Origin of the sequence: Candidatus Accumulibacter phosphatis (assembly GCF_000024165.1) — a bacterium.
GTDB lineage: Bacteria > Pseudomonadota > Gammaproteobacteria > Burkholderiales > Rhodocyclaceae > Accumulibacter > Accumulibacter phosphatis.
In genome coordinates this window covers 4,993,921-5,014,090 of the sequence record NC_013194.1, presented here as the reverse complement: position 1 = coordinate 5,014,090, position 20,170 = coordinate 4,993,921, and the positions used below count along the sequence as shown (strand labels likewise).

Here is a 20,170-nt window from a genome sequence, read left to right as displayed (position 1 = left end):
CATGGTTCTATCTGTTGCCCCTCGGCGAACCGGACGAAAAGACATTCTCACCACGCCGACCGCTGGCGCATGCCGGTGTTCCCGAGAGCACCTCCACGCAGTGCCCGATGGTCAGGCCATCGCGTCGAAAGCGGATCCCGATCAGCACTCCGGCCTCCTGCCAGGGAGCGCGTGATCGAAGCTGTGACTGGCGTCCATCTCGTCCAATTTGCTGTTCAGGCAATCAGGCTTCAGCCACCTGAGTCTGCGCTGTAACGACCGGCGACAAGAGCTTCGCATCGCGCACCTCGATGCGTGTCACCTGGTGCAGTTCAAGGCCCCAGCGGCTCATCGCCCGCGATAGCAGAATGGCCTCTCCAGCGTTGAGGCTGCCGTCCGCATTGACGATGTCGACGATCGCAGTCAAGGCCTTTTTTTGCAGTTCATGCGACTGAATGTCATCCAGCAGGTGATCGACCAATTGGGCATCCAGCTCGATCTGCCCGATGTTTGGAGCGCGCGCCGTTTGCAGCAGGTCATTACAGAATTCATGCAGTACTCGCTCAAGGGTCGCGGCGGGAAGGCCCAGATTGTCGCGAAGTTCGTGTTTTTCGAGTGCCTCGACTTCGCTGTGGTCGAGCGCGCCGTCGGCGAGCAGGGCGACGGCGACGATCCGTGCCATGGCTTCCGTACTATCGATGGGATACTTCCGCATTCTTCTCTCCTTGTTGGAACAGTCAGATATTTCTCTTCCGAGCACGCCAAGGACCACCTTGGCCAAGGTAAAGTTCCATCGTGCATGACGTCGGCACGCGCTGCGGCGAAACCGTTCACCGTGGCTGGTGCGCCTGGACGTCGGTGCCGAAGCAGTAGACAAACTCCCCTGCCGGCGCCGGCCAGAAGCCCGGACCCGCGGCAGCCGGGCTCAGCGCGTCGGGACCGTCGACAGGGCGCTGGGCGCGCCACCCTGCACTGGCGAGGACGTTGGCTTTTCTGGCGGAAGGGAGCCAGGAACTTGCGCCGGGACCTGCCCCGGGAACAACGCTGGCGTTTGCGCCGGTAGCGAGCCAGGCACCTGTGGTGAAAGCCCGGCCGGGCGTTGGTCACCGGGCCGAACGACAAGGAGCAGTGTTTCTGCAAGCGCCTCGGCATCGCGATCGTCGAGGCCGAGGCGCTGGCGCTGCTCGCCGAAGCCGTACCGGGCTGAGTTGCCCGGCGACCTGTCAAGCGGTGAGCGGCAGCAGGGCGCGCGCCTGTTCACGACAGCGGCTGGCGACGCCGGGGTCGAGGGCCTGCAGCCAGCGTTTCGGAATGGCCTGCGGTCCGTACAGTGCACCGGCCAGCATGCCGGCGATGGCGCCGGTGGTATCGGCGTCGCCACCGCGATTGACGACATCGACCAGGCAGTCCTCGAAACCGTCACTGTCAAGCAGCCCCTGCAGGACCGCCTGCAGCGTCTCGACGACCCAGCCGCTCGGGTTCTCGCGACGTGGGCGGTCGCGGAACGACAGCTCGGGATGTGCCGCCAGCAATGCCCCCAGGTGGTGGCCGAGCATCTCTTCGAGCGAACAAGCACGCAGCAGATCCTGCACGGCCAGAGTCAGGAACTGGCACACCGCGTCGGAAACGACATTGTTGTGGGTGACGTGCGCCTGCGCCTGCCCGGCCGCGCGGACGGCGGCTTCCGATTGACCGAAGGTGGCCAGGGCTACCGGCAGCACGCGCATCGCGGCACCGTTGCCGGCGTCATGGTCGGAGGCCGGCGCGACGGGGACGCCGGTGCGCCGGAAGGTGAGCAGGTTGCGGCGGACGGTATTGCCGATATCGACCGGCTTGCGCCGCATCCAGGCATCGAAGGCCTCGGCGCAGGCGAGCGGGTCGACCCTGCCGCCGCTGGCCAGGATCGCCTCGCCGAGGGCCAGCGACATGCTCGTGTCGTCGGTCACCTGTCCCGACTTCAGCTTGAGCCAGCCGCCACCGACGATCTCGCGATGCACGCCGAAGTGATGGACGATCTCGCGTGGGGTCATGAACTCGACCGTGGCGCCCAGCGCGTCACCGAGCGCCAGGCCGAGATAGGCGGCCTCGGCCCGCGCCGCGATGGTGCTGGAAACGCTGGCCGGCGGCCGCGTCACCGGCTCGGGTACTCGACCAGGATGTCCTCGTCGCGGACGATGTACTGGCAGGCGAGGCGCCATTCCGTCGGCGGCAGATCGTCGACGTACATCTGCTCGATCTGCGCCTGCTTGATCTTGCCCATTTCCTTGAGGACCGCGACCTCGCGGACGTTGAGCGGACCGCCCATGTGGCCGTACTTGTTGTGACTGCTCTTGTCGACGCTGCTGACCTTGACCAGACAGGTACCGCACTCGCCGTCACCACAGGAGAAGTCGATCGGTACATGGTTCTCCTTGGCGAGCTTGAGGATCGTCTGGGTGTGGCTGCCGGCGACGGCGTAGATGGTCTTGTCCTTGTGCATTGAACTGGAAAAGGTGATGTTGGGCATGGCAGGCTCCTGGTAAATGGAAGGGGTGGGTGAAGACTCAAGCGGGCTGGACGACGATGCTGCCGCCCAGCACCTGCGCCTGGCAGGCCAGCCGGTGTCGGCGTGGCGCGAGGTTGTCCTTCAGTACCTGGTGCTCAAGTACCGACGGCGCGGCCAGATGTTCATGGCCAGAGACGATCCTCGTCAGGCAGGTACAGCATTCGCCTTCGCGGCAGCCGTAGGTGATACCTGCGCCGACCTTCTCCGAAACCTCGATCAGGCGGGTACCCGCCGGCACGGTGACGGTGACGCCGATATCCTGAAAGGTGATGCTGGCCTTGGGCATGCGGGTTTCTCCGGTAAGTAAGGGGGGAATCAGGCGAGTTGGGCGAGGTCGATGGTGCGTGGCGTCGCGCGACCGAGGAGGTGCAGGGCGACCTCGCGACCGAGATCATGGCAGGCGGCAAAGTCGTCGCCGGTCGGCGTCAGGCGGGCCCGGACGCCGGGCAAGGGGACGCGCAGCTTCAGGCGGCGCAGGCGGTCTTCGATCATCGGCACCGCCTCGCCGCTCCAGCCGTAGGAACCGAAAGCGGCGGCGAATTTTCCCTTGACGTCCACCATGGTCAGCGAGGAGAGGAGATCCCATACCGGCTTGACCGCGTCACCGTTGATCGTCGGGCTGCCGAAGAGCAAGGCATCGGCTTCCTCGATCAGGTCGACGAAAGGCTGTGCGTCGCCGCCTTCGAGGTCGTAGAGCGAGACGCGCACCTCACCGGCAGCGCTCGACGCCGATTCGGCGCCGGCCGCCACGGCTTCGGCCATCCGGCGCGTGGCACCGTAGGCCGAGATGTAGAAGACCAGCAGGGTCTTCGTCGCGGCGCCGTGCAGAGCGGGAGCGGCAAAGGCACGATAGCGGGCAACATAGTCGCGTGGATCGCGCCGCAGGATCGGGCCGTGCCCGGGGGCGATGATCCGCAGCGGCAGCGGTTCGATCAGGTCGAGCGCCGTGCGCACGTAGGTGCGGAAGGGGCGCATGATGTGTGCGTAGTAGTAGTCGAAGGAAAAGCGGAAGTCGCCGACCGCATCGTTGAACAGGCGGCTGTCGCAGTAGTGGCAGCCGAGGAAATCGGCCGAGAACAGCACGCCTTCGGCCGCCAGCCAGGTGCATTGGGTGTCGGGCCAGTGCAGATACGGTGTGTTGAGGAATTCGAGTTGCCGATCACCGAGATCGGCATGATCGCCGGTGCCGACGAAAGCGATGCGCCCCGCCAGTTCGGCCGGATCGAGCAGTCCCTTCAACATCAGACGGGCCTGCGGCGAGACCAGCAGCGTCGCGCCAGGTGCCCGCCGCAGCAGTTCCGGCAAGGCGCCGGAATGATCGGGTTCGAGGTGATTGAGGACGATGGTGGTGATCTCGTCGTAGTCGGCAATCGACTCCAGACGGCGAAAGAAGGTCTCGGAGAAATTGAGCTTGACCGTGTCGATGATGGCGACACCGTCGCTGCCGCGCACCGCATAGGCGTTGTAGCTGGTGCCGTTGGCGGTGCGCAGGATGATGTCGAAGCTGCGCAGGTCGGGATCGAAGGCGCCGATCCAGTGCACCCCGGCAGCGACGGGCACTGCTCGCTCAAGGTCGGCAGCGGGACGCATCGGCCTGTTGGTCGTCGAAGCGGCAGGGATAGGCGGCGCCACCCGCCGTCTGCACATGGAAGGTACGTACCTCGCCGCGATCGCGCCGGCAGGCTTCGAGGTCGCCGACGGGCAGCTCGCACAGGCCGATCCAGGCGTCGATTGCCGCGACGTCGAAACCCACCCGCCGTTCCTCGCCGACCTGCAGCAGCGGTCGCCGGATCAGCAAGGGGTTATGCCGCAACAGCGCCAGTGCGCTCCGCTCATCGAGTTGCTGGGGCACGATGGTCCCCGCCTTGATCGCCGGCGCCGCCGGGTTGAACCACTCGGCGACCGGCAAGTCGGCGAGAAACTCGAGCAGGCGCACATTGCTCCAGAACTGCCCGCGCAGGTCGCGGACCACCAGTTGGTGCCCGGAAGCGACCAGCAGGGCCTTCTGGCGGGCATTGCCCGCGCAGCCGGCCTTCTCGTAGAAAATGATCTCGGCCATGCTCAGCGCCCCGCAATCTCGGCCTGCGCCGCCGCCCAGCGCGCCGGCGGGATGCCGGTCAGCGAACCTGGCGGGTTCAGTGCTTCGCCGAGTTCGTTGATGATCGCTCCTTCGATCGGGCAGATGCTGGCGCATTGCGCTTCGGAAAAATCGCCGCTGCATTCGGTGCATTTGTCGGCGTCGATCAGAAAGTGCGGGGTCGCCGCCTGGATGGCCTGCTGTGGGCAGAGCGGTTCGCAAGCCCAGCAATTGACGCAGCTTTCGATGATTTCGAGGGCCATGCTCGCCTCCTCACGCGCGCTTTGCCGCGATCTGCCCAACAGCCAACTTGCCGGCGGCCAGCATCTCGTTCCACACCGCCATGACGGCCTCCTCGATCGCTTGCATGGCGTACTCGCCGTTCGGCTGAATTCCTGCCGCCTCGAGCTGCCCCCAGGGTTCAAAGCCGATGCGCGAGCAGAGGACGACTTCGCAGTCGGCGAGAGCGCGAATCGTCGCTGCCAGCACCGCCTCGGCATCGCCACAGCTCTCGTCACCGGCGCAATAGGACTCCGCCTTGCGGTGACCGACCAGGCGGGCGCCGTCTGCCGAGGCTTCGTATACCAGGAACTCCCTGGCGTGCCCGAAGTGCACGGCGACCAGGCCGTTCTTCGCCGCCACCGCCATCAGCACCGGCCGGCCGACCGGCGGCGCCGACTTCGCGACGTGCGGCTGGATCCTGATCACCTGCGGTGTTGTCGCGGCAGCCGGCGCGTGTGCTCTGGCGCGCTTCTCGGCCAGTTCGGCGGCGATCTGCGCGCGCAACTCGGCACGCACGACCATCGCCGCCTCGTAGTCGATCTCCATGGCCTCGATCTTGTCGAGCGTGAACTCGGCGCCGCGATCCTCGCCGAGCAGGCCGACCGCATCGGCGCGGCACTGGCGACAGTGGCGCATCATGTTCATGTCGCCGGCACAGGCATCCTGCAGGGCCTTGAGTTCGGCCGGCTGCGGGCTGCGCTGGCCCATCACCCCGTAGAAGGTGCCGTGCTCGGCCTCCGCAATCAAGGGCATGACGTTGTGCAGGAAGGCACCCTTGGCCTTGACGATCCTCGACACCTCCGGCAAATGGGCATCATTGACGCCGGGAATCAGCACCGAGTTCACCTTCACCAGGATGCCGCGCGCGGTCAGCATCTCCAGGCCCTTCTGTTGCTGCGCGATGAGGATCGCCGCCGCCTCGTGGCCGAAGACGCGCCGGTTCTTCCAGAATATCCACGGATAGATCCTGGCGCCGATCGCCGGGTCCACGCAGTTGATGGTGATGGTGACGTGGTCGATGTTGTAGCGGGCGAGTTCCTCGACGTAGTCGGGCAAGACGAGGCCGTTGGTCGCCACGCAGAGCTTGATGTCCGGTGCCTTCAGCGCCAACTGCCGAAAGGTCTCGAAGGTGCGCTCAGGATTGGCGAGCGGATCGCCGGGACCGGCGATACCGAGCACGCTCATCTGCGGGATCGTCGCCGCCACCGCCAGGGTCTTCCTGACCGCCTGGTCCGGCGTCAGCACCTCGGAAACGACGCCCGGCCGCGACTCGTTGGCACAGTCGTACTTGCGATTGCAGTAGTGACACTGGATGTTGCAGGCCGGTGCCACGGCCACGTGCATGCGCGCGAAGTAGTGGTGGGCGTCTTCCGAGTAGCAGGGGTGATCCTGCACCCGGGCGCGGACGGCGTCCGACAGAGCGTCCATCTGCCGGGCCGTGGAGCCGCAACTACCGGCGCTGCAGCCGGCGGCCGCGGGCGGCGAGGGTTCGATGACAGGCAGATCCATGGCGAGCTTCCCTGGTGATTTCTCGGGTTTCGAGGCACCAGGGATACAGCAACTGGCGTGCCAGGCCGGTCGGCTCGCTTAAGTCATTGAAAATCCAGTTCCGTCCAGATTCGCCAGCGATGTTGCAAACACGACAATGGCGGAATGACGACCGGTGGCGGCGACCCGCGTCGCCTGCGCGCGGTCCTTACCGCTACCGCGGCGTTATCCGTGAACAGGGCATCCTCGCCTGCGCGAATGGTCGGGTGAGCTTCCGCTATCGCCGCGCTGAAACCGGCAAGTCGGAAAAGCGCTCGCTCACGGGTGCTGAGTTCCTCTGGCGGATTCCCCGGCACCTGCTGCCCAAGCGCTTTCGCCGCGCGCGCAATTTCGGCCCCCTGCACGCCAACGGCAAGCGCCTGATCGCCTTGCTGCACCGCTTGCTGAAGTTCGATCCCAGCCGCTTCAAGCCACCGCGCAAAGAGCGGCCACCGATGCGTTGCTCGTGCTGTGGCGCCGCGATGGCGATCGTCAGGACGCGGATCCGATCGAAGTCGTCCGGAGTCATCGCCGTCACGCCCGTCGTTGCGCTCGCCATCTGACCATGTAAGCCGAGACCTCAGCGCTGTCCGGCCGTGTCTGGGCCTTCGGTTTCCCCAAGCTGAGCGATTCGGACGCTCGGAATTCCGCGCCCGGGACGCAAGAATCGCCTCATTCGCGAAACCTTTGCCGCCTGGGCAGCCGCACTTCGGGACTTCCCGCTCCCGGCACCCCGGCATTGATCCCTTTGCGGAAAATCAAAAAAAGATATTTGCAGAGGGCGCGCCCAGCGCTGCGGCCCGGGCTTGTCCAACAAACGGATAGATCGTGGCTTCGCACGATCCATCCTTGGGCACTAAATAAAACCTCGGGCATCGAACGCATTACATCGAGTGAAAGCCAATAGTATTGCCTTCGGTGTCACTGGCGAGGGCGATGAAACCGTGCTCACCTATGGAGAATTTTTCTCTGACAATACTGCCGCCATTTTCGATAACGCGGGCAGCTTCAACTGCGCAGTCATTGCAACCGAAATAGACCAAAGTGCCACTGCCGCCAGAGGGGTAGCCTGCCATTTTGACCAACATGCCGCAAGCGCCATAAGTGGTGGGGCTGGTTTCCTTGTCTGAAGGAAAGGCCCACATCTCCATATCCCCAAATTCAGAAGTAGGGGCAGGCATCTTCTCCAGCCTGATTGCCAGTACGGCTTCGTAGAACTTCTTGGCACGCTCCATGTCCTGAACGTAGATTTCAAACCACACAACCGGGTTGTTTTGATTCATAGCCATGACATTTCTCCTATTGTCGGTGAGTGAATTGTGAAGCGCAACGTTCCGCTTCAGGCGCGCGCGGCTTCTCGCGCGCGTCCTGTAACCGGCGGTTAGACCGCTGCTCTATGGGCCAACGCACAGATTTGGCACCGTAAGACGCGTAAATAGATGGGGCGACGCTACCGCTGAAGACGGGTAGTGCTCAAGGGCTGCCTTGAACTCAGGATGATTGAACGCCTCTCGAAAGTGGGCTACTGACTCCCATACCGCATAGTTCATGAATGCGGTACTGCCAGCGATACCCTGATGCAATTGAGTCGAGATATAGCCGGGCTGCCGCTTCATCCAATTGGCGTCTGCCTCCCAAGCCTTGAGTAACGCGGGAATGTCTGCTTCCGCGACCCGGAAGAAATTGACCAAAATTACGGGCGAGACATCGGTGCCGAATTGCTGGAAGATTGGCGTACTCGGATCAAGTGGTTTGAGCTGAAGCATTGAGCTCTCCGTCGTTGTGTGAGTTAGGATGAAAGTATGACCGAATTGAGCAACCAAGCGGCCTAACGTCTGAATTAAACGGCTGGCGCAGCTTTATCGCGCCAGCCTGGGTTGAATGCAAATTTAGGCAATTAACTGACCCCAGCCTCTGTTCTATGAACGCAGCGTCAGTGTGGCCGGCCGGGTTGGGCAACATGCCAATGCCCAAGAGCGCTAATGTACCAGTGGGGTAACACCCAGCAGTTTCCAGATTTCAATAAAGAATGCCTCGTCACCAATCTCACCATTGATGTATTGCGCCATCAGCTTCTCAGTTTCTGGCGTTAGTTCAACGCCCCGTTTCCTAGAGTTTTCCTTCGCGAGTTCATACGCGGCCTTTCGTTTCGCTCGTTCTTCCTCTGTGATCATCTCAACACCTCTGTATCGGTTTCGTTAATGTGCCGTTCCGCGAGAAAATTAACCCAATGCGGAGCGTTAAAGTCGGTGCTGGTAAGACGGCGACTTAGTGCTAATATGCTCATGTGGGGCCCAACGCCAAAGCTCAGCGGCCGGACGACACCGGCGAAGCCGCTGTTGGACGGTCCGCCCCAGCGCCGGGTTGGGCGTGACGGAGTAGTAACTCTCACAAGATTTCATTGGTTCTGGCAAGTCGTGACTGCACTGTCGGTGGGAGCAGCCTAAGTAGATGCACCCGACTTGAGTGCCAATACGCTGACAGGAGCAGCAGCGCCGATCCAATAACGAAAGCTGTGATGGCAAAACTGAGGCCAATGACCCCGTACTGCTTAAGCAAAGTGCTCAATGCATACAGTACATAGATCAACGCCGAAACCATTAGCGCTCTACGATCAATGCAAAGCGAAATGAGCGCTATCGCAACGTACAGCGCGACAACCGCAGCTGCTTGTCCGTAAGTTGTTTGACCTTCAAATACGCCCAATAAAGTAAATACAGGATGCACGAGTAGCGGTGCAGCGAGAAGGTGAAGCCAAAAAGCCACATCTGACCTTCGTGTTTCCCGTGCCGTGTCTGTGCCGTCCCATGTTATGGCCAGAGTGAATACGACTACCCCTGTCGCGAGTGATATCGCGGTTGTCCAATTCTTGGCTTCTGGTATTGCCCAAATAAGTAATGCAACAACACAACTAGCGCCAGCGGCCACTCCCGCTGCGACAGTAATTGGAACGTGAAAGCGCAACCAATGCAACCACGCGGCCGCTGCAGCAACGGCGGTAGCAAAAAAGAGGTGCTGGGGACTGTTCCCCAATAACAGAACGAAAGAAGTTAGAACGCTTCCCACAAAGACCAATAACAGAACAATCGCCGGAAGTGCCATTCGGCGTTTTCGGGTAAAGAACTCCGCGAGAAACCATGCCGTGGCAGAGACTGCCAATGCACCAAGCCACGGCACCAACGCTGAGCCAATCCACGCCACGGACGTGAGCAACAGCAAACACGCTATTACTACGAATATGTCGTTGAAACCTGTGACGAGTCGAAAGTGCTCCTCATCAACTGCAGTTTCACTCTTGAGTCCCGCAACGTGCGCCCGAAATGCGGACGCCGCCTCCTTGGTAAGAACTCCCGCCTCTATTGCTGAAGAAATATCGTCTTCCGTGTACATCCTCAATAGCTCCTTTGGTCATGTGGCGTGACCATGACGCCCAACGAAGAATTAACCGGCGCCGGCGATGGCGCCGCAGGACAAGCCACCACGCTTCACCGGCGTCCGGTTGAATGACTGGTTGGACGAAGCCGCTACGCGGAGGATGGCGGTCCGTGGCAGTCGGGTCAAGATACTTCCTCAACACTTCTGATAACAGATGTAAGATGGAATCACGTTCTGAAGCAAGTTTCAATCGGGATCGCCACTTTCCATATGAGGCGCCCTAAGCGCCTGAAGTGCAACTGCCTTCAACGTTGACAATTGCGGCTTTCTCTTGTCCAGTAGGCATTGCCTGTCGTCTGCGACAACGGTGAATATGACAGGTCAAGCGCATGTTTTGCCAGCGCAATCTCTGCTTGGCATATTCCGTAAGATTATTCCAAAAGATTTGTTTTCTAGGGCCTCCCAGATCGAGCAGCCGGGACCGGGCTCGTCCAACAAACGGATCAGATCGTGGCTTCGCACGATCTATCCTTATTCGTTGGGCCATTTCAGCCAAACCAAGGATCTCACGTTCTTGATTGTCGTATGCGAATCGCCCGGTGAGAAACTACCACAAAGTTGCCTGCCATCTCCTTCATGTGCCCAGTTATAGCCCTTGCAAGTACTTCGGCCTTGACAGTCGGTAGCAACTCAGTCAAACGAAGCAAAATGACGCCGGGACTGAGAAGATGCTGGCGGAAAACCAGTTCACCAAAGTCCTTGTCAGCCGTTACTAGCACCGCTTGTTCATGGTTGGCCAGATTGAGCACATCTTGGTCACTGACCCCTGGGGCCATCTCTGCGACATACCAGACCACATGGCCGTCCCCACGCAAACGTTCTACGACTTGACGATCAAGGTTTTCGTCAGCCACAAACTTCACTGGACTGCCTCATCAATGGGATAGACGATGTCAGCGCGTAGGGCTTCAGATGCGAATGCTAGTGCGGCTTGAATACCTTCGCGGGTGAGTCGCGGATGTGCATCGAGAATCTGTTCCACAGTTTCACCAGCTGCCAGCTTGTCCAAGACAAGTTCTACGGTGATGCGGGTTCCTGCGATTACCGGCTTGCCCATCATGACTGTTGGATTGGACACTACCAATTTGGTTACGCTCTGCATATAATCACCTCACAGTATGCTTGTGGTGTGGCCCAACGTCTGAATTGAATGAGAAGTTTGGCCAGAAAACCGCGGTCTGTCCCCGGATTCCTCTGATTCCTTTTAATCGACCCTGGCCCCTTTGTCGCCTTTCTTTGTCGCCTTTGTCGTGAGCACCAGCGGCCACTCCCGCTGCGACAGTAATTGGAACGTGAAAGCGCAACCAATGCAACCACGCGGCCGCTGCAGCAATGGCGGTAGCAAAAAAGAGGTGCTGGGGACTGTTCCCCAATAACAGAACGAAAGAAGTTAGAACGCTTCCCACAAAGCCAATAACAGAACAATCGCCGGAAGTTCCATTCGGCGTTTTCGGGTAAAGAGCTCCGCGAGAAACCATGCCGTGGCAGAGACTGCCAATGCACCAAGCCACGGCACCAACGCTGAGCCAATCCACGCCACGGACGTGAGCAACAGCAAACACGCTATTACTACAAATATGTCGTTGAAACCTGTGACGAGTCGAAAGTGCTCCTCATCAACTGCAGTTTCACTCTTGAGTCCCGCAACGTGCGCCCGAAATGCGGACGCCGCCTCCTTGGTAAGAACTCCCGCCTCTATTGCTGAAGAAATATCGTCTTCCGTGTACATCCTCAATAGCTCCTTTGGTCATGTGGCGTGACCATGACGCCCAACGTTCAAGGTCAGGGACGCTGCGCGGCTCTATCGCGCAGCGTACCCTGCACCGCAAGGTTGGCCATTTGGTTGGTAGAAGAATATTCAACAGTGACCCCTTGATACGACTGCTCAGTCTTGAACAAGCGAGCTAGAGGATGGTGTTCTATTCTCGCCTTGTGATCAGCGAGCCACGTTATCTGAACGGCTGGACCGCCACCAATACCGGATGGAGCGCGCCCGCGGTCAGTATCTGCGAGAAATACATTTCCTCCTTCGTCAGGAACCTGCTCACGAGCCTGAAGGATTGAAACATGAGTTGTGAAACCAGTGGTGGCTCCACAACTGCGTTCAAAGACTGTAGCCTTCAATGTTCCAGACGGAGATGGAACGTCGTAGAGAAAGCTATTGCTGCACATTCCTTCCCCAAAGCTTTTAGCCAGAAAAAGGAACAGAAAAATTGGGACACCCACGATCAACACGATGCTTCCAATCGCGATTGCCGCGGTTCGCATGTAAAAGGACAGCAATGGGTGCATGTGAATGGCTAACGCGTAGCTAAGCCGACGGGCAAAAGCGCAGCTTTTGGCCGGTCGGCCGGAGCGTAGTGTTGGGCGTCATTCGCCCATTTAGTGAGGCCACGGTTGTTACCAGCAGGAGACACCCACGGTCGCGACCGCCGATACGAGGCGCAGGGGCGAAGGGGAAACCTTGGTCGAAGGCGAGCATAGCGGACCGGGTTTATGAGAAGGCGAGCGTGAGCCCGACAAAAAGGGTTGCGACTGGAAATAGAGCGACAAGCTCCCGACTATGCCTTTCAGTTCGTGGCGGGGGGTAGTGTCCGAGCGAAATTGCTTTGAGCATGAGCCAGCCAATGCCATAGAGAACTGTATAGAAGACGAACTCCACTACGAACCGGGCCAAAAAATCGAACAACACCTCAAGCATGACTACATGACGCCCAACGTCCAAGTTCAGAGGCGCTGTGCGGCTTTATCGCGCAGCGTCCTCTGGAACGACGGGTCGGCCACATACTTATGCGCTACGGGAATGGCGCAAGACGTACTGCCGCAGCACACCATCCATGCGCGATTGCCAGCCTTCGCCCGTTGACTTGAAGTAGGCAACGACCTCGGGGCTGTAGCGCACCGATACCAGCAGCTTCTTGTTCTCGGACTTCGGCCGCCCGCGCAACGACCGCAAGGGGACCATTGCCTTAAGCTGAGCAGGTGTGAGCGGCTGCGCATCGGGATCGCTCTTGGCCGCCGCGGTAATGGCCTTGTCTTCGGCCGCGGTCGGCATGCGAACGGTAGCTCGTTTGGAGACTTTCGACATAGTGGTGTACCTCACGACGATTGGCGCGGCGAAGGCTGATGATCCTTCGCACATTGCCACGATCTACAAAGGCCACGTAGTACAGGATTTCGGTATTTGGCGCGAGCGCGATCATTCGCATCTCGTGGTACTCAAACCGTTCATCAACCCACACCAGCGCGGCTTCCCAATCGAGGTCGACCGCCATGCGCAAGGAAACGCCGTGTTTCGCATGGTTTGCCTCATCCTTGGCTGGATCGAATTCGATACGCATGCATTACTGTAGCTACAAGAATTGCGCTTGTCAAACGAGCGATGGTGCGCGCTCTTCTATGGGGCCGAATCGGGATAGGGAGAAGCCTCACGGCTCCCCCCTCCCACACCACCGTGCGGACGGGTCACGTACACGGCGGTTCGGCAGATTGAGTCGGCAAGTCGAGTGGCCTCGTGCTGAAGCAGCCCCAGGGTTCGCGACCCGCCAACCGGAGCCTCATCTCTGTCCGCTCCAAGCCCATGTTCATCCGGTCGGATGCAGTCACAGTCTTCATTGGACAACGATCACTCCTCTCTTTCGAGTTCCTCTCGGAACACCGTTCGGGCCTTCGGTTGGCTCTCTGAGTCCTCGCCGTCGCCTACCCTGCTATGCCCTCTGCTGACTTCTCCACGGTATTCAGCGCCAGTTACCGAACGCCCAGCCTCGGTCTTCTGAGGCACCGGAGAGATCTCCCGGGGTAAGACTCGTTACCTTCGCTGCATAGACGCCGGATTTACAAAATGCACCCCAACCGCAGATGGAGGACTTCGCGGTCACGTGCCCGCTCGTCCCGTGTCAACACCGATTGAAAACTGACACAGTTTTTCCTTTGTCACCGATTGAAAACTGATACACCCCCAATGCTGCTTGATGGCGGTGGTGGGGCCTCCTGGAGGGCGGGCCGTAGGCCCAACCGGAAGGAGGCCCCACCACCGCGGCGGCGCCTACCCTCCGGCGATCGCCTTCCTGGCCTGAACCATTCCCGTCTGCCGCTGACGTTTGAGCCGGTAGCTTTCCCCGGCGATCGGTACGATCTGTGCGTGGTGCAGCAAACGATCCAGCAATGCCGCCGTCAGCGTGGCATCCTGCGCAAAGGTGGCATCCCATTGGCCAAACGACAGGTTGCTGGTGACGATCAGGCTGCCCTTCTCGTAGCGCGCGGCAATCACCTGGAAAAAGAGGTTGGCCTGCTCGCGGCTCATCGGCAGATAGCCGATTTCGTCGATGATCAGCAGACGGTAAGCGGCGATCGCCCGGTGCATGACCGCTTTCAACTGGTTCTGTGCGTGCGCGGCCGAGAGGGTCAGCAAGAGATCGGCGGCGGTCGTGAAACGGGTCTTGATGCCGGCTTGCGCGGCGCGATAGCCCAGGGCGATCGCGAGATGGGTCTTGCCCACCCCGGAGGGGCCGACCAGGACGACGTTTTCGTTGCGCTCGACAAAGGCCAGACCGGCCAGTTCGTCGATCTGGCTCCTTTTGACGCCGGCGGCGAAGGCGTAATCGAATTCCTCCAGCGTCTTGATCGCCGGGAATCCCGCCAGACGCGTCAACATGCTTTGCTTGCGCACCTGGCGTCCCGCGACTTCCGCTTTCAGCAGTGCTTCCAGAAAGTCGCTGTAGGCGCTTTCCTGCGCAGCGGCTTCCTGGGCGGCGCCGACGTAGTTCTGCGCCACGAACGGCAGGTTCAGACTGTCGCACAAGGCGAGCATTCGTTCGTACTGGAGGTTCATGGCTGCATCTCTGCAGCGGCCTGCAGTTGGGTCAGCAGTTGCGCGTAGACGGCGAGCGGATGCTGCTCCGGCGTGGGCAAGGCGATTCTCTCGGCAACCGTCGGGCGGACAGTGGCCCCCTCGACCGGCGGCGGGGCGTCCAGGGGACGAGCGGCGGCGATATCGCCGCGCCATGGCGGGGGAATGCCTTGCAGATGCGCCTGCTCTTCCTGCAGGCGTTGTGCGGGCTGTACTTGCGTGCTGGCGTGGATACGCACGTTGGCCACTTCCTTGAGCCAGCGCCTGACCTCGGCATTGGCGGTCACGGCGTCCAGTGGCAGGCCGGCCTGCTTGAGCCGACTGATCAGGGGAACGTAGAAGGAGCGGCGAAGGTAGCCGTTGAAGCGCTCGACCTTGCCTTTGGTCCGGGCGCGATAGGGACGGCACAGGTTGATGACGAAGCCACAGTGCTTGGCGTAGTCGAGAAAGCCCGCGTGATAGCGGTGTTCGCCTGGGCCGTCGACGTCGCGTTCGAGAACAACGGTCTTCATGTTGTCGTAGAGCAGGCGCCGGGTGTTACGTCCCGCGATATCTGGAACTCTTCAACCCGAGCCATTCGAGGTTGAGATGATGGCAAAGTCCCACGCTGACGCCGGAAGAAGAGGTTCCGGCGTCAGCGTGGGACGAGAGGGCTAGAAGGGCTCGCCTGGAGGTATTCTCCAAGGGGCTTCGGGATCGTAGAGGTTCATCTGACGGCTGCGGTGGCGGCGAAGCTGGACGAGGTAGCGGGCCTCACAAGCAGCGGCGAGTTGGTGAAGGAACTCGCTGATCGCCGCCGCACTTTCGTCGGAGAGGCCGTCGGGGAAGAGGGAGTGAGGGCGGCGTTTCATCGCAACTCCTCGATAGCCGCTTGCAGCAGATCGTCGGGCAAATGATTGAGTGCGCGCGGCACCGCCAGACGCATGGCGGTGCGCAGGATGCGCCCGGCGTGGCGCGGCAGGCCCTTGCTGGCTTGGCGCAGGAGTTCCAGGCCGGAATCGGTGAGCAGGGTATGCGCACACCCGGCGCTCTTGAGGGCATGGCCGACGAGTTGCGCAAAGCGCTCGCGTTCGAGCACCGGTCGCAGATGCACGCGTGCCTGGATGCGGCCGGCGAGTGCGGCGTAAGACGCCCGTTCGAGGGTTTGGGCGAGGATCGGGTGACCGACCAGCCAGACAGTGATGAGATCGCGCGAATCGAAGGCGAAGTTGAGAAAAGCGGGGAAATCGCGGAAGAATTCGGGTGGCAGATTCTGCGCCTCGTCGAGGATCCAGACCGGCAGAAGTTGCTTGGCGTCGGCCAGATGATGGATATGCGCCTTGATGTCGCGCCACAGTTGGGCGCGACGATAACTCGGCTGAAGGCCGAGGGATTGGGCCAGGCACCGGTAAAGGTCTGCCCGTCCGAAATCGGTCTCGGCATGGTAGATGACTTGGTAGCGATGCGGATTGAGCTTGGCGGTCACGAGGCGCAAGGCGGCCGTCTTGCCCACGCCGGCCTCGCCGGTCAGCAGGCCGAGGCCCGGCGATTGCAGAAGCCACTGGAAGCGCTCGGCGAGTTGCGCCAGCGCACCGTCATCCCACAGCTCGGCGGCGTCCTTGCCCAGAGGCGGATGGCGCAGACCAAAGTGTTGCAGATACATCTTCAGTCTCCTTTGCGGTCGTAATACTGACGATAGGTGAGTTCGATCAGATTCGGGCCAGACGGCGAGGCGGGAGCGGCGTCTGTCGGGTCGGATTTATTTCGTTGGCGATCGAGATTGCCCAGGGCATCGAGCGGGGTCGCGGCGCCGATCCCCTTGCCGTGCTCGTCCTCGACCTCGATGACCGCCCCGCTATGCGGATCGACGACCAGACACACCGTCTTGCCGGAGAGTTCGAAAGGCACTTCGAAGCGCGCCCCCTGATACGACACCGTGCCATCCTTCCTGACTCGACGGCTGACGCGATACCGGAACAAGGCATCGAGCTGCGCGGCCAGCGCTCCCAGCGAACGAATCTTCGACAAATCCTGCTGGTAGCGCGCGAGCGGCGTCATCCCGTCGAGGCCGGCATGCGGCGTATGGTGATAGACCCGCTCCAGCCAGGCCCAGAGACGCGCATTGAGGTCCTCGAAACTGTTGATGTGGCGCTCGTCGAGTTCCGACAGGAACTGGTCGCGGCAGGTCCGGTGCCAGCGCTCCAACTTGCCCTTGCCCTCGGGCGCATAGGGCCGGCAATAGATCAGGTGAATGCCCAGGCGGGCGCAGATCCCCTGCAGGGTCTCAGCGCGGTAGGCCGCGCCGTTATCGACGACGAGCTTGATCGGGATGCCTCGCTTCAGCAGCGCCTGCTTGAGCACCCCTTCGATGTCGAGCGCCGTTTCGCCGGGGCAGAAAGCGCTGTGAGCCACCAGACGTGAGGCATCGTCGAACAGCGAGACGAGATACCCCTTGACGAGCTTGCCCTCGTGAGGCACGCGGGGACCGTGCATCACATCGCCATACCAGATGGCGCCCGCGGAAGCGGCGACGAAGCTGCGCTTCTCCTCGGGCAGGCTGGCCGAGCCGCTGATCCGCGACAGGCCGTGCTGTTGCAGCAGCCGGTGGACCGTCGAGCGCGACAGGCTGCCGCGAGCCACCGTTCCGGTGGCTTCGAGCAACTGGCGAATCTGACGGATCGAGCGGCGCGGGTTGTCGCGCTTCGCGGCAAGGATCGCGGTCTGAATGGCTTGCGATAGCTTCGATTGCCCGCGGTCGATACGGGTCTTGGGTGTCAGGCCATCGATGCCCTGGGCAAGGTAAGTGTAATACCAGCCCTGAATCGTCTTCTCGGCAACATGGCGCCGACGCGTGCCGGGAATGGTGTATTCGCGCTCGGCCAGGGCGCGGATGGTCTGCTGCAATTCGCCGTGATCCAGCCGTTCCCGGCTGGTCAGCGAACCCAGGACGGACAGGCGAAACAAGGCGATCGGATTGATTCGATTCATGACGACTCCTCGGGGTGAATGGGAGTCGTCATCAAAACAAAAGGGCCGAAATAATGCCACGAGCAAACTGTGTGGGGACCCCGCCCGGGCGGGGTCCCCACCGTCCGCCACTCGCTCGGTGTCAGGAAATCATGGGACGCTCATCTCTTGATCGAGCCAGAACATGGCCCGCGGCAGACCCAGGCTGTTGAACACCTGGTGCCAAAAGCCGTGCGTGTCAACGGCCCGGCCGAGTTCGGCAAAGCGCACGCGCAGGTGAAACACAAAGTCCTTTCCCCGCTCCTGCAACCAGTTCCACCAGCGCGCGCCCGTGTGCCGGTCAGGTGGACCGCCGGGGTGCTCTGCCGCGCCGTTCAGCCGCTGCTGCAGGACTTGCTGTTGCACCGACCAGTCATACCAGCGTCGCGGTGCGATACATTCCGGCAGGCGCGAACACGTGCGTCGGCATCCGGCACAACGGTAGCGAAGGATGGGGATCGGGTTGAGCCGTGGCGGCACGGCTCGGCGGTCGGCCTTTCGCTCATAGTGACCATGCTGATGGACCACTCCCAGCCCGCAGTGCGGGCACGACTTCGGTCGATACACTTCAGCGGCCTTTTGAGTCGTCTCAACGTGCTGCTCAAGCGTGGTGATGCCGGCTACAATTCGTTGCATGGGCTGGGCTCTTTTCTATCTCGGTCGTCTCGATAACTTCCCACGATAGCAGAGGTGTTCCAGCCCTTCTCCGTCCTTCTTCATTCCGCCTTCGCTCAGGAGATCCTTCGATCTTCCTGCTCAAAGTACGCGCGATATTCAAAGCCCTTCAATCCCGTTTAGGGGCGGACGTAACACCGGGCCACGCCACCGAGCGCCTCAAAGGCATGCTGGTGGCAGTCGATCAGCGTACTGACTTTCATGTCGGTGACGAATTCGACGTAACTCGCCCGGCTGTACCCAAGGGTCGCGCAGAAGGCGTACAGCGGATCAGCACCTTTACGAAACTCGACCCAGTCGATTTGCAACTGTTCGCCCGGTGCCGTTTCGAAACGCACCACCGGATCAGCAGCCCCCTGCGGCCGGATCGTACGCATGAAGGCGCGCAATTGGCTGACGCCGCCGGCGTAGCCCAGGGCCCTAATCTCCCTGAACAGAACCGTGGCCGGGATCCACTGCGGCTGCGCTGCAGCCTGTCGCTCGCACAGGTACGTTTCATGGGTCGAGAGTTTGGTGGCCCGCTTCTTCTGACGCTGGTAGCGGGGCTGTTTGCCCTGCGCCAAGTGGCTGCGAACCGTATTCACCGCGCAGCCCACTTCGGCTGCAATCTTGCGCAGACTGAATCCATGCTTCCTCAATACTTCAATTTCCACATACACCTCCTTCGTAATCATCGGCGCCCAAAAAAATCGCCGATCTTCTCAGTTCGGTGTATCAACTTTCAATCGTTGCGCTGTATCAATTTACTTCCGTTGCTGACATCCCGAGTACATCACGCCTGATATCCGGCTTTCGTTCATCGCCCTGCAGCTTTGGATTGGGCTTCCTTCAGACCCCGCCTCGCAGCGACGCCCTTGCTCTTCTCCTTGCCTTCGGCTCTGCGTAGCGGGGTTGGACGCACCGCAGGTGCGGCAAGACCTGGCCATAGGACTTCCACCTTTGAAGTAACGCGCCATGCCCGGCGCACACGTAGAGCTAACCGGCGCTGCGCGACTTTTCGCGCAGCGCCGGTGGAATGATGGGTTCGGCGTCGCCTCACGATGCGGCCCGATAGCATTTGACCAAGAACCAGCACATGCCAAGCGCAAGCGATCGACCAAGGCGAGCCATCTCCTCTTCGGAGATACCGACTGGTCGATGTGACCCAGGGCTAACAAAACCGTAGACACCAGCGAGACCCTTTTCCTCCTCCTGGGTGATGAACTCAACCAACTTCAGAAACGTGAGCACCGAGCCCCATTTCGAACTTTCGTAGGGCGGAGAATCAGCCTTCACTTGCGTAGCGGCGATAGCGCGGGCCAGTGTTTCGAGAGCGACCCGAACGTCATTGAGGCAGGCGTTGTAGTTTGGCGGGGATGACCGAAATGACTCAGACGAGGCATTGATCTTCCCGGCAATTTCTTCTGCGGCTGGGAGGCCAGAAGTCTTTAGCTCTTTGAGAAGATCATCATCGAGCGGTGGCGCGTCATTAATGGATGGATCAGTCTGCGTGAGTGTCTTGGCTTCCAGAAGATACCCATCAAGTTGAAGGCAACGGCACAGGTCGGAAAATCGCTCGTCGTGCCGGTACTTAGGATTCACGCGAGAACGAAGGTCTCCACTCGTTCGGGCGATTTCCTCAACAAGAGCCAGCAAGTGCTCATCGCTTGCAGAGCGCAAGCAATTGTTGAGGTCAAAGAGCACGCTTCCATTTTCAACAGAAATACGCATGCCATGTTTGCTCACCAGCACCACGACAAAATCTGTTTCATGGAGTGCGAGAAACTGTGCAAGCGAATGGCGGGTTCTTGATCCAATCATCGTATGCGCCCCGGTT

General features: G+C 60.8%; 24 protein-coding genes and 3 pseudogenes. 1 reads left to right on the top strand and 26 read right to left on the bottom strand.

Annotated elements, in window-relative coordinates; translation table 11 throughout:
• Positions 1–223 precede the first annotated feature (223 nt).
• The 8 genes from CAP2UW1_RS22005 to nifB all read right to left on the bottom strand — a co-directional run bounded on the left by CAP2UW1_RS22005 (position 224) and on the right by nifB (position 6,392).
• Positions 224–694, bottom strand: coding sequence for a TerB family tellurite resistance protein (locus CAP2UW1_RS22005; RefSeq protein WP_015768808.1), 471 nt, complete (start codon positions 692–694; stop codon positions 224–226).
• A 508-nt stretch (positions 695–1,202) separates the two neighbouring features.
• A complete protein-coding gene (gene draG / locus CAP2UW1_RS22000; protein WP_015768807.1) occupies positions 1,203–2,114 on the bottom strand; it encodes an ADP-ribosyl-[dinitrogen reductase] hydrolase in 912 nt (303 codons plus the stop codon).
• Complete coding sequence (locus CAP2UW1_RS21995; protein ID WP_015768806.1) at positions 2,111–2,485, bottom strand: 2Fe-2S iron-sulfur cluster-binding protein; 375 nt, start codon at positions 2,483–2,485, stop codon at positions 2,111–2,113. The genes draG and CAP2UW1_RS21995 overlap by 4 nt, the downstream gene beginning before the upstream one ends.
• Positions 2,486–2,522: 37 nt before the next feature.
• Complete coding sequence (locus CAP2UW1_RS21990) at positions 2,523–2,810, bottom strand: 2Fe-2S iron-sulfur cluster-binding protein (protein ID WP_015768805.1); 288 nt, start codon at positions 2,808–2,810, stop codon at positions 2,523–2,525.
• Positions 2,811–2,839: 29 nt separating this feature from the next.
• Positions 2,840–4,114, bottom strand: a complete 1,275-nt coding sequence (locus tag CAP2UW1_RS21985) for an FprA family A-type flavoprotein (protein WP_015768804.1) — start codon at positions 4,112–4,114, stop codon at positions 2,840–2,842.
• Positions 4,092–4,583: an ArsC/Spx/MgsR family protein gene (locus tag CAP2UW1_RS21980; protein ID WP_015768803.1), complete on the bottom strand. Its 492-nt coding sequence runs from the start codon at positions 4,581–4,583 to the stop codon at positions 4,092–4,094. Before CAP2UW1_RS21980 ends, CAP2UW1_RS21985 begins: the two co-directional genes overlap by 23 nt.
• Positions 4,584–4,585: 2 nt before the next feature.
• Entirely contained in the window at positions 4,586–4,864 is a 279-nt protein-coding gene (locus CAP2UW1_RS21975) for a 4Fe-4S dicluster domain-containing protein (RefSeq protein WP_015768802.1), read from the bottom strand.
• Positions 4,865–4,874: 10 nt separating this feature from the next.
• A complete protein-coding gene (gene nifB / locus CAP2UW1_RS21970) occupies positions 4,875–6,392 on the bottom strand; it encodes a nitrogenase cofactor biosynthesis protein NifB (protein WP_015768801.1) in 1,518 nt (505 codons plus the stop codon).
• Positions 6,393–6,574: 182 nt separating this feature from the next.
• Here nifB and CAP2UW1_RS21965 point away from each other — a divergent pair.
• Positions 6,575–6,973 (top strand): annotated as a pseudogene (locus CAP2UW1_RS21965) (transposase); the annotation flags it as partial.
• A gap of 321 nt (positions 6,974–7,294) precedes the next feature.
• Here the strand turns inward: CAP2UW1_RS21965 and CAP2UW1_RS21960 are convergent.
• The 18 genes and pseudogenes from CAP2UW1_RS21960 to CAP2UW1_RS21885 all read right to left on the bottom strand — a co-directional run bounded on the left by CAP2UW1_RS21960 (position 7,295) and on the right by CAP2UW1_RS21885 (position 20,154).
• On the bottom strand, positions 7,295–7,699 hold the full coding sequence (locus CAP2UW1_RS21960) for a VOC family protein (protein WP_015768800.1): 405 nt from the start codon (positions 7,697–7,699) through the stop codon (positions 7,295–7,297).
• A 105-nt stretch (positions 7,700–7,804) separates the two neighbouring features.
• Complete coding sequence (locus tag CAP2UW1_RS21955) at positions 7,805–8,176, bottom strand: antibiotic biosynthesis monooxygenase family protein (RefSeq protein ID WP_015768799.1); 372 nt, start codon at positions 8,174–8,176, stop codon at positions 7,805–7,807.
• Between the two features lie 213 nt (positions 8,177–8,389).
• Positions 8,390–8,584: an antitoxin VbhA family protein gene (locus CAP2UW1_RS21950; protein WP_015768798.1), complete on the bottom strand. Its 195-nt coding sequence runs from the start codon at positions 8,582–8,584 to the stop codon at positions 8,390–8,392.
• 214 nt (positions 8,585–8,798) lie between these two features.
• Positions 8,799–9,800, bottom strand: a complete 1,002-nt coding sequence (locus CAP2UW1_RS24880) for a hypothetical protein (protein ID WP_015768797.1) — start codon at positions 9,798–9,800, stop codon at positions 8,799–8,801.
• 551 nt (positions 9,801–10,351) lie between these two features.
• Positions 10,352–10,708 carry a DUF5615 family PIN-like protein gene (locus CAP2UW1_RS21945; RefSeq protein WP_015768796.1) on the bottom strand — a complete coding sequence of 119 codons (357 nt, stop codon included), beginning with the start codon at positions 10,706–10,708 and terminating at the stop codon, positions 10,352–10,354.
• Complete coding sequence (locus tag CAP2UW1_RS24875) at positions 10,705–10,947, bottom strand: DUF433 domain-containing protein (protein WP_015768795.1); 243 nt, start codon at positions 10,945–10,947, stop codon at positions 10,705–10,707. Before CAP2UW1_RS24875 ends, CAP2UW1_RS21945 begins: the two co-directional genes overlap by 4 nt.
• A gap of 288 nt (positions 10,948–11,235) precedes the next feature.
• Positions 11,236–11,574, bottom strand: a complete 339-nt coding sequence (locus CAP2UW1_RS21940; protein WP_015768794.1) for a hypothetical protein — start codon at positions 11,572–11,574, stop codon at positions 11,236–11,238.
• Positions 11,575–11,627: 53 nt separating this feature from the next.
• Positions 11,628–12,080 (bottom strand): hypothetical protein, encoded by a 453-nt coding sequence (locus tag CAP2UW1_RS25830; RefSeq protein WP_199931529.1) that lies wholly within the window; start codon positions 12,078–12,080, stop codon positions 11,628–11,630.
• Between the two features lie 553 nt (positions 12,081–12,633).
• On the bottom strand, positions 12,634–12,933 hold the full coding sequence (locus CAP2UW1_RS21930) for a BrnA antitoxin family protein (RefSeq protein ID WP_015768793.1): 300 nt from the start codon (positions 12,931–12,933) through the stop codon (positions 12,634–12,636).
• On the bottom strand, positions 12,815–13,120 hold the full coding sequence (locus CAP2UW1_RS24870) for a BrnT family toxin (protein WP_412566879.1): 306 nt from the start codon (positions 13,118–13,120) through the stop codon (positions 12,815–12,817). The genes CAP2UW1_RS21930 and CAP2UW1_RS24870 overlap by 119 nt, the downstream gene beginning before the upstream one ends.
• Positions 13,121–13,890: 770 nt before the next feature.
• Positions 13,891–14,676, bottom strand: coding sequence for an IS21-like element helper ATPase IstB (gene istB / locus CAP2UW1_RS21920; RefSeq protein WP_012806911.1), 786 nt, complete (start codon positions 14,674–14,676; stop codon positions 13,891–13,893).
• Positions 14,673–15,227 (bottom strand): annotated as a pseudogene (locus CAP2UW1_RS21915) (DDE-type integrase/transposase/recombinase); the annotation flags it as partial. The pseudogene CAP2UW1_RS21915 and the gene istB, both read right to left, overlap by 4 nt.
• A gap of 120 nt (positions 15,228–15,347) precedes the next feature.
• On the bottom strand, positions 15,348–15,545 hold the full coding sequence (locus CAP2UW1_RS21910; protein WP_012806121.1) for a hypothetical protein: 198 nt from the start codon (positions 15,543–15,545) through the stop codon (positions 15,348–15,350).
• Positions 15,542–16,336 (bottom strand): ExeA family protein, encoded by a 795-nt coding sequence (locus CAP2UW1_RS21905; RefSeq protein WP_012806122.1) that lies wholly within the window; start codon positions 16,334–16,336, stop codon positions 15,542–15,544. The genes CAP2UW1_RS21910 and CAP2UW1_RS21905 overlap by 4 nt, the downstream gene beginning before the upstream one ends.
• Positions 16,337–16,338: 2 nt before the next feature.
• Complete coding sequence (locus CAP2UW1_RS21900) at positions 16,339–17,661, bottom strand: DDE-type integrase/transposase/recombinase (protein WP_012806985.1); 1,323 nt, start codon at positions 17,659–17,661, stop codon at positions 16,339–16,341.
• Between the two features lie 129 nt (positions 17,662–17,790).
• Positions 17,791–18,315, bottom strand: coding sequence for a DUF6431 domain-containing protein (locus CAP2UW1_RS21895; protein ID WP_012806124.1), 525 nt, complete (start codon positions 18,313–18,315; stop codon positions 17,791–17,793).
• A gap of 176 nt (positions 18,316–18,491) precedes the next feature.
• A pseudogene (istA, locus tag CAP2UW1_RS21890) lies at positions 18,492–19,028 on the bottom strand (IS21 family transposase); the annotation flags it as partial.
• Between the two features lie 361 nt (positions 19,029–19,389).
• Positions 19,390–20,154 (bottom strand): hypothetical protein, encoded by a 765-nt coding sequence (locus tag CAP2UW1_RS21885; protein WP_041567960.1) that lies wholly within the window; start codon positions 20,152–20,154, stop codon positions 19,390–19,392.
• Positions 20,155–20,170 lie beyond the last annotated feature (16 nt).

What these genes read in the sequence shown, in the direction of transcription:
- CAP2UW1_RS24870 (WP_412566879.1), bottom strand. Translation starts at nt 13,120, where the DNA reads ATGGCGGTCGACCTCGATTGGGAAGCCGCGCTGGTGTGGGTTGATGAA.
- CAP2UW1_RS21980 (WP_015768803.1), bottom strand. Translation starts at nt 4,583, where the DNA reads ATGGCCGAGATCATTTTCTACGAGAAGGCCGGCTGCGCGGGCAATGCC.
- CAP2UW1_RS21985 (WP_015768804.1), bottom strand. Translation starts at nt 4,114, where the DNA reads ATGCGTCCCGCTGCCGACCTTGAGCGAGCAGTGCCCGTCGCTGCCGGG.
- CAP2UW1_RS21885 (WP_041567960.1), bottom strand. Translation starts at nt 20,154, where the DNA reads ATGATTGGATCAAGAACCCGCCATTCGCTTGCACAGTTTCTCGCACTC.
- CAP2UW1_RS21960 (WP_015768800.1), bottom strand. Translation starts at nt 7,699, where the DNA reads ATGGCTATGAATCAAAACAACCCGGTTGTGTGGTTTGAAATCTACGTT.
- CAP2UW1_RS24880 (WP_015768797.1), bottom strand. Translation starts at nt 9,800, where the DNA reads ATGTACACGGAAGACGATATTTCTTCAGCAATAGAGGCGGGAGTTCTT.
- CAP2UW1_RS21950 (WP_015768798.1), bottom strand. Translation starts at nt 8,584, where the DNA reads ATGATCACAGAGGAAGAACGAGCGAAACGAAAGGCCGCGTATGAACTC.
- CAP2UW1_RS22005 (WP_015768808.1), bottom strand. Translation starts at nt 694, where the DNA reads ATGCGGAAGTATCCCATCGATAGTACGGAAGCCATGGCACGGATCGTC.
- CAP2UW1_RS21990 (WP_015768805.1), bottom strand. Translation starts at nt 2,810, where the DNA reads ATGCCCAAGGCCAGCATCACCTTTCAGGATATCGGCGTCACCGTCACC.
- CAP2UW1_RS21955 (WP_015768799.1), bottom strand. Translation starts at nt 8,176, where the DNA reads ATGCTTCAGCTCAAACCACTTGATCCGAGTACGCCAATCTTCCAGCAA.
- CAP2UW1_RS21895 (WP_012806124.1), bottom strand. Translation starts at nt 18,315, where the DNA reads ATGCAACGAATTGTAGCCGGCATCACCACGCTTGAGCAGCACGTTGAG.
- CAP2UW1_RS21940 (WP_015768794.1), bottom strand. Translation starts at nt 11,574, where the DNA reads ATGTACACGGAAGACGATATTTCTTCAGCAATAGAGGCGGGAGTTCTT.
- CAP2UW1_RS21930 (WP_015768793.1), bottom strand. Translation starts at nt 12,933, where the DNA reads ATGTCGAAAGTCTCCAAACGAGCTACCGTTCGCATGCCGACCGCGGCC.
- CAP2UW1_RS21905 (WP_012806122.1), bottom strand. Translation starts at nt 16,336, where the DNA reads ATGTATCTGCAACACTTTGGTCTGCGCCATCCGCCTCTGGGCAAGGAC.
- CAP2UW1_RS21900 (WP_012806985.1), bottom strand. Translation starts at nt 17,661, where the DNA reads ATGAATCGAATCAATCCGATCGCCTTGTTTCGCCTGTCCGTCCTGGGT.
- nifB (WP_015768801.1), bottom strand. Translation starts at nt 6,392, where the DNA reads ATGGATCTGCCTGTCATCGAACCCTCGCCGCCCGCGGCCGCCGGCTGC.
- CAP2UW1_RS21975 (WP_015768802.1), bottom strand. Translation starts at nt 4,864, where the DNA reads ATGGCCCTCGAAATCATCGAAAGCTGCGTCAATTGCTGGGCTTGCGAA.
- CAP2UW1_RS24875 (WP_015768795.1), bottom strand. Translation starts at nt 10,947, where the DNA reads ATGCAGAGCGTAACCAAATTGGTAGTGTCCAATCCAACAGTCATGATG.
- CAP2UW1_RS21995 (WP_015768806.1), bottom strand. Translation starts at nt 2,485, where the DNA reads ATGCCCAACATCACCTTTTCCAGTTCAATGCACAAGGACAAGACCATC.
- CAP2UW1_RS21910 (WP_012806121.1), bottom strand. Translation starts at nt 15,545, where the DNA reads ATGAAACGCCGCCCTCACTCCCTCTTCCCCGACGGCCTCTCCGACGAA.
- istB (WP_012806911.1), bottom strand. Translation starts at nt 14,676, where the DNA reads ATGAACCTCCAGTACGAACGAATGCTCGCCTTGTGCGACAGTCTGAAC.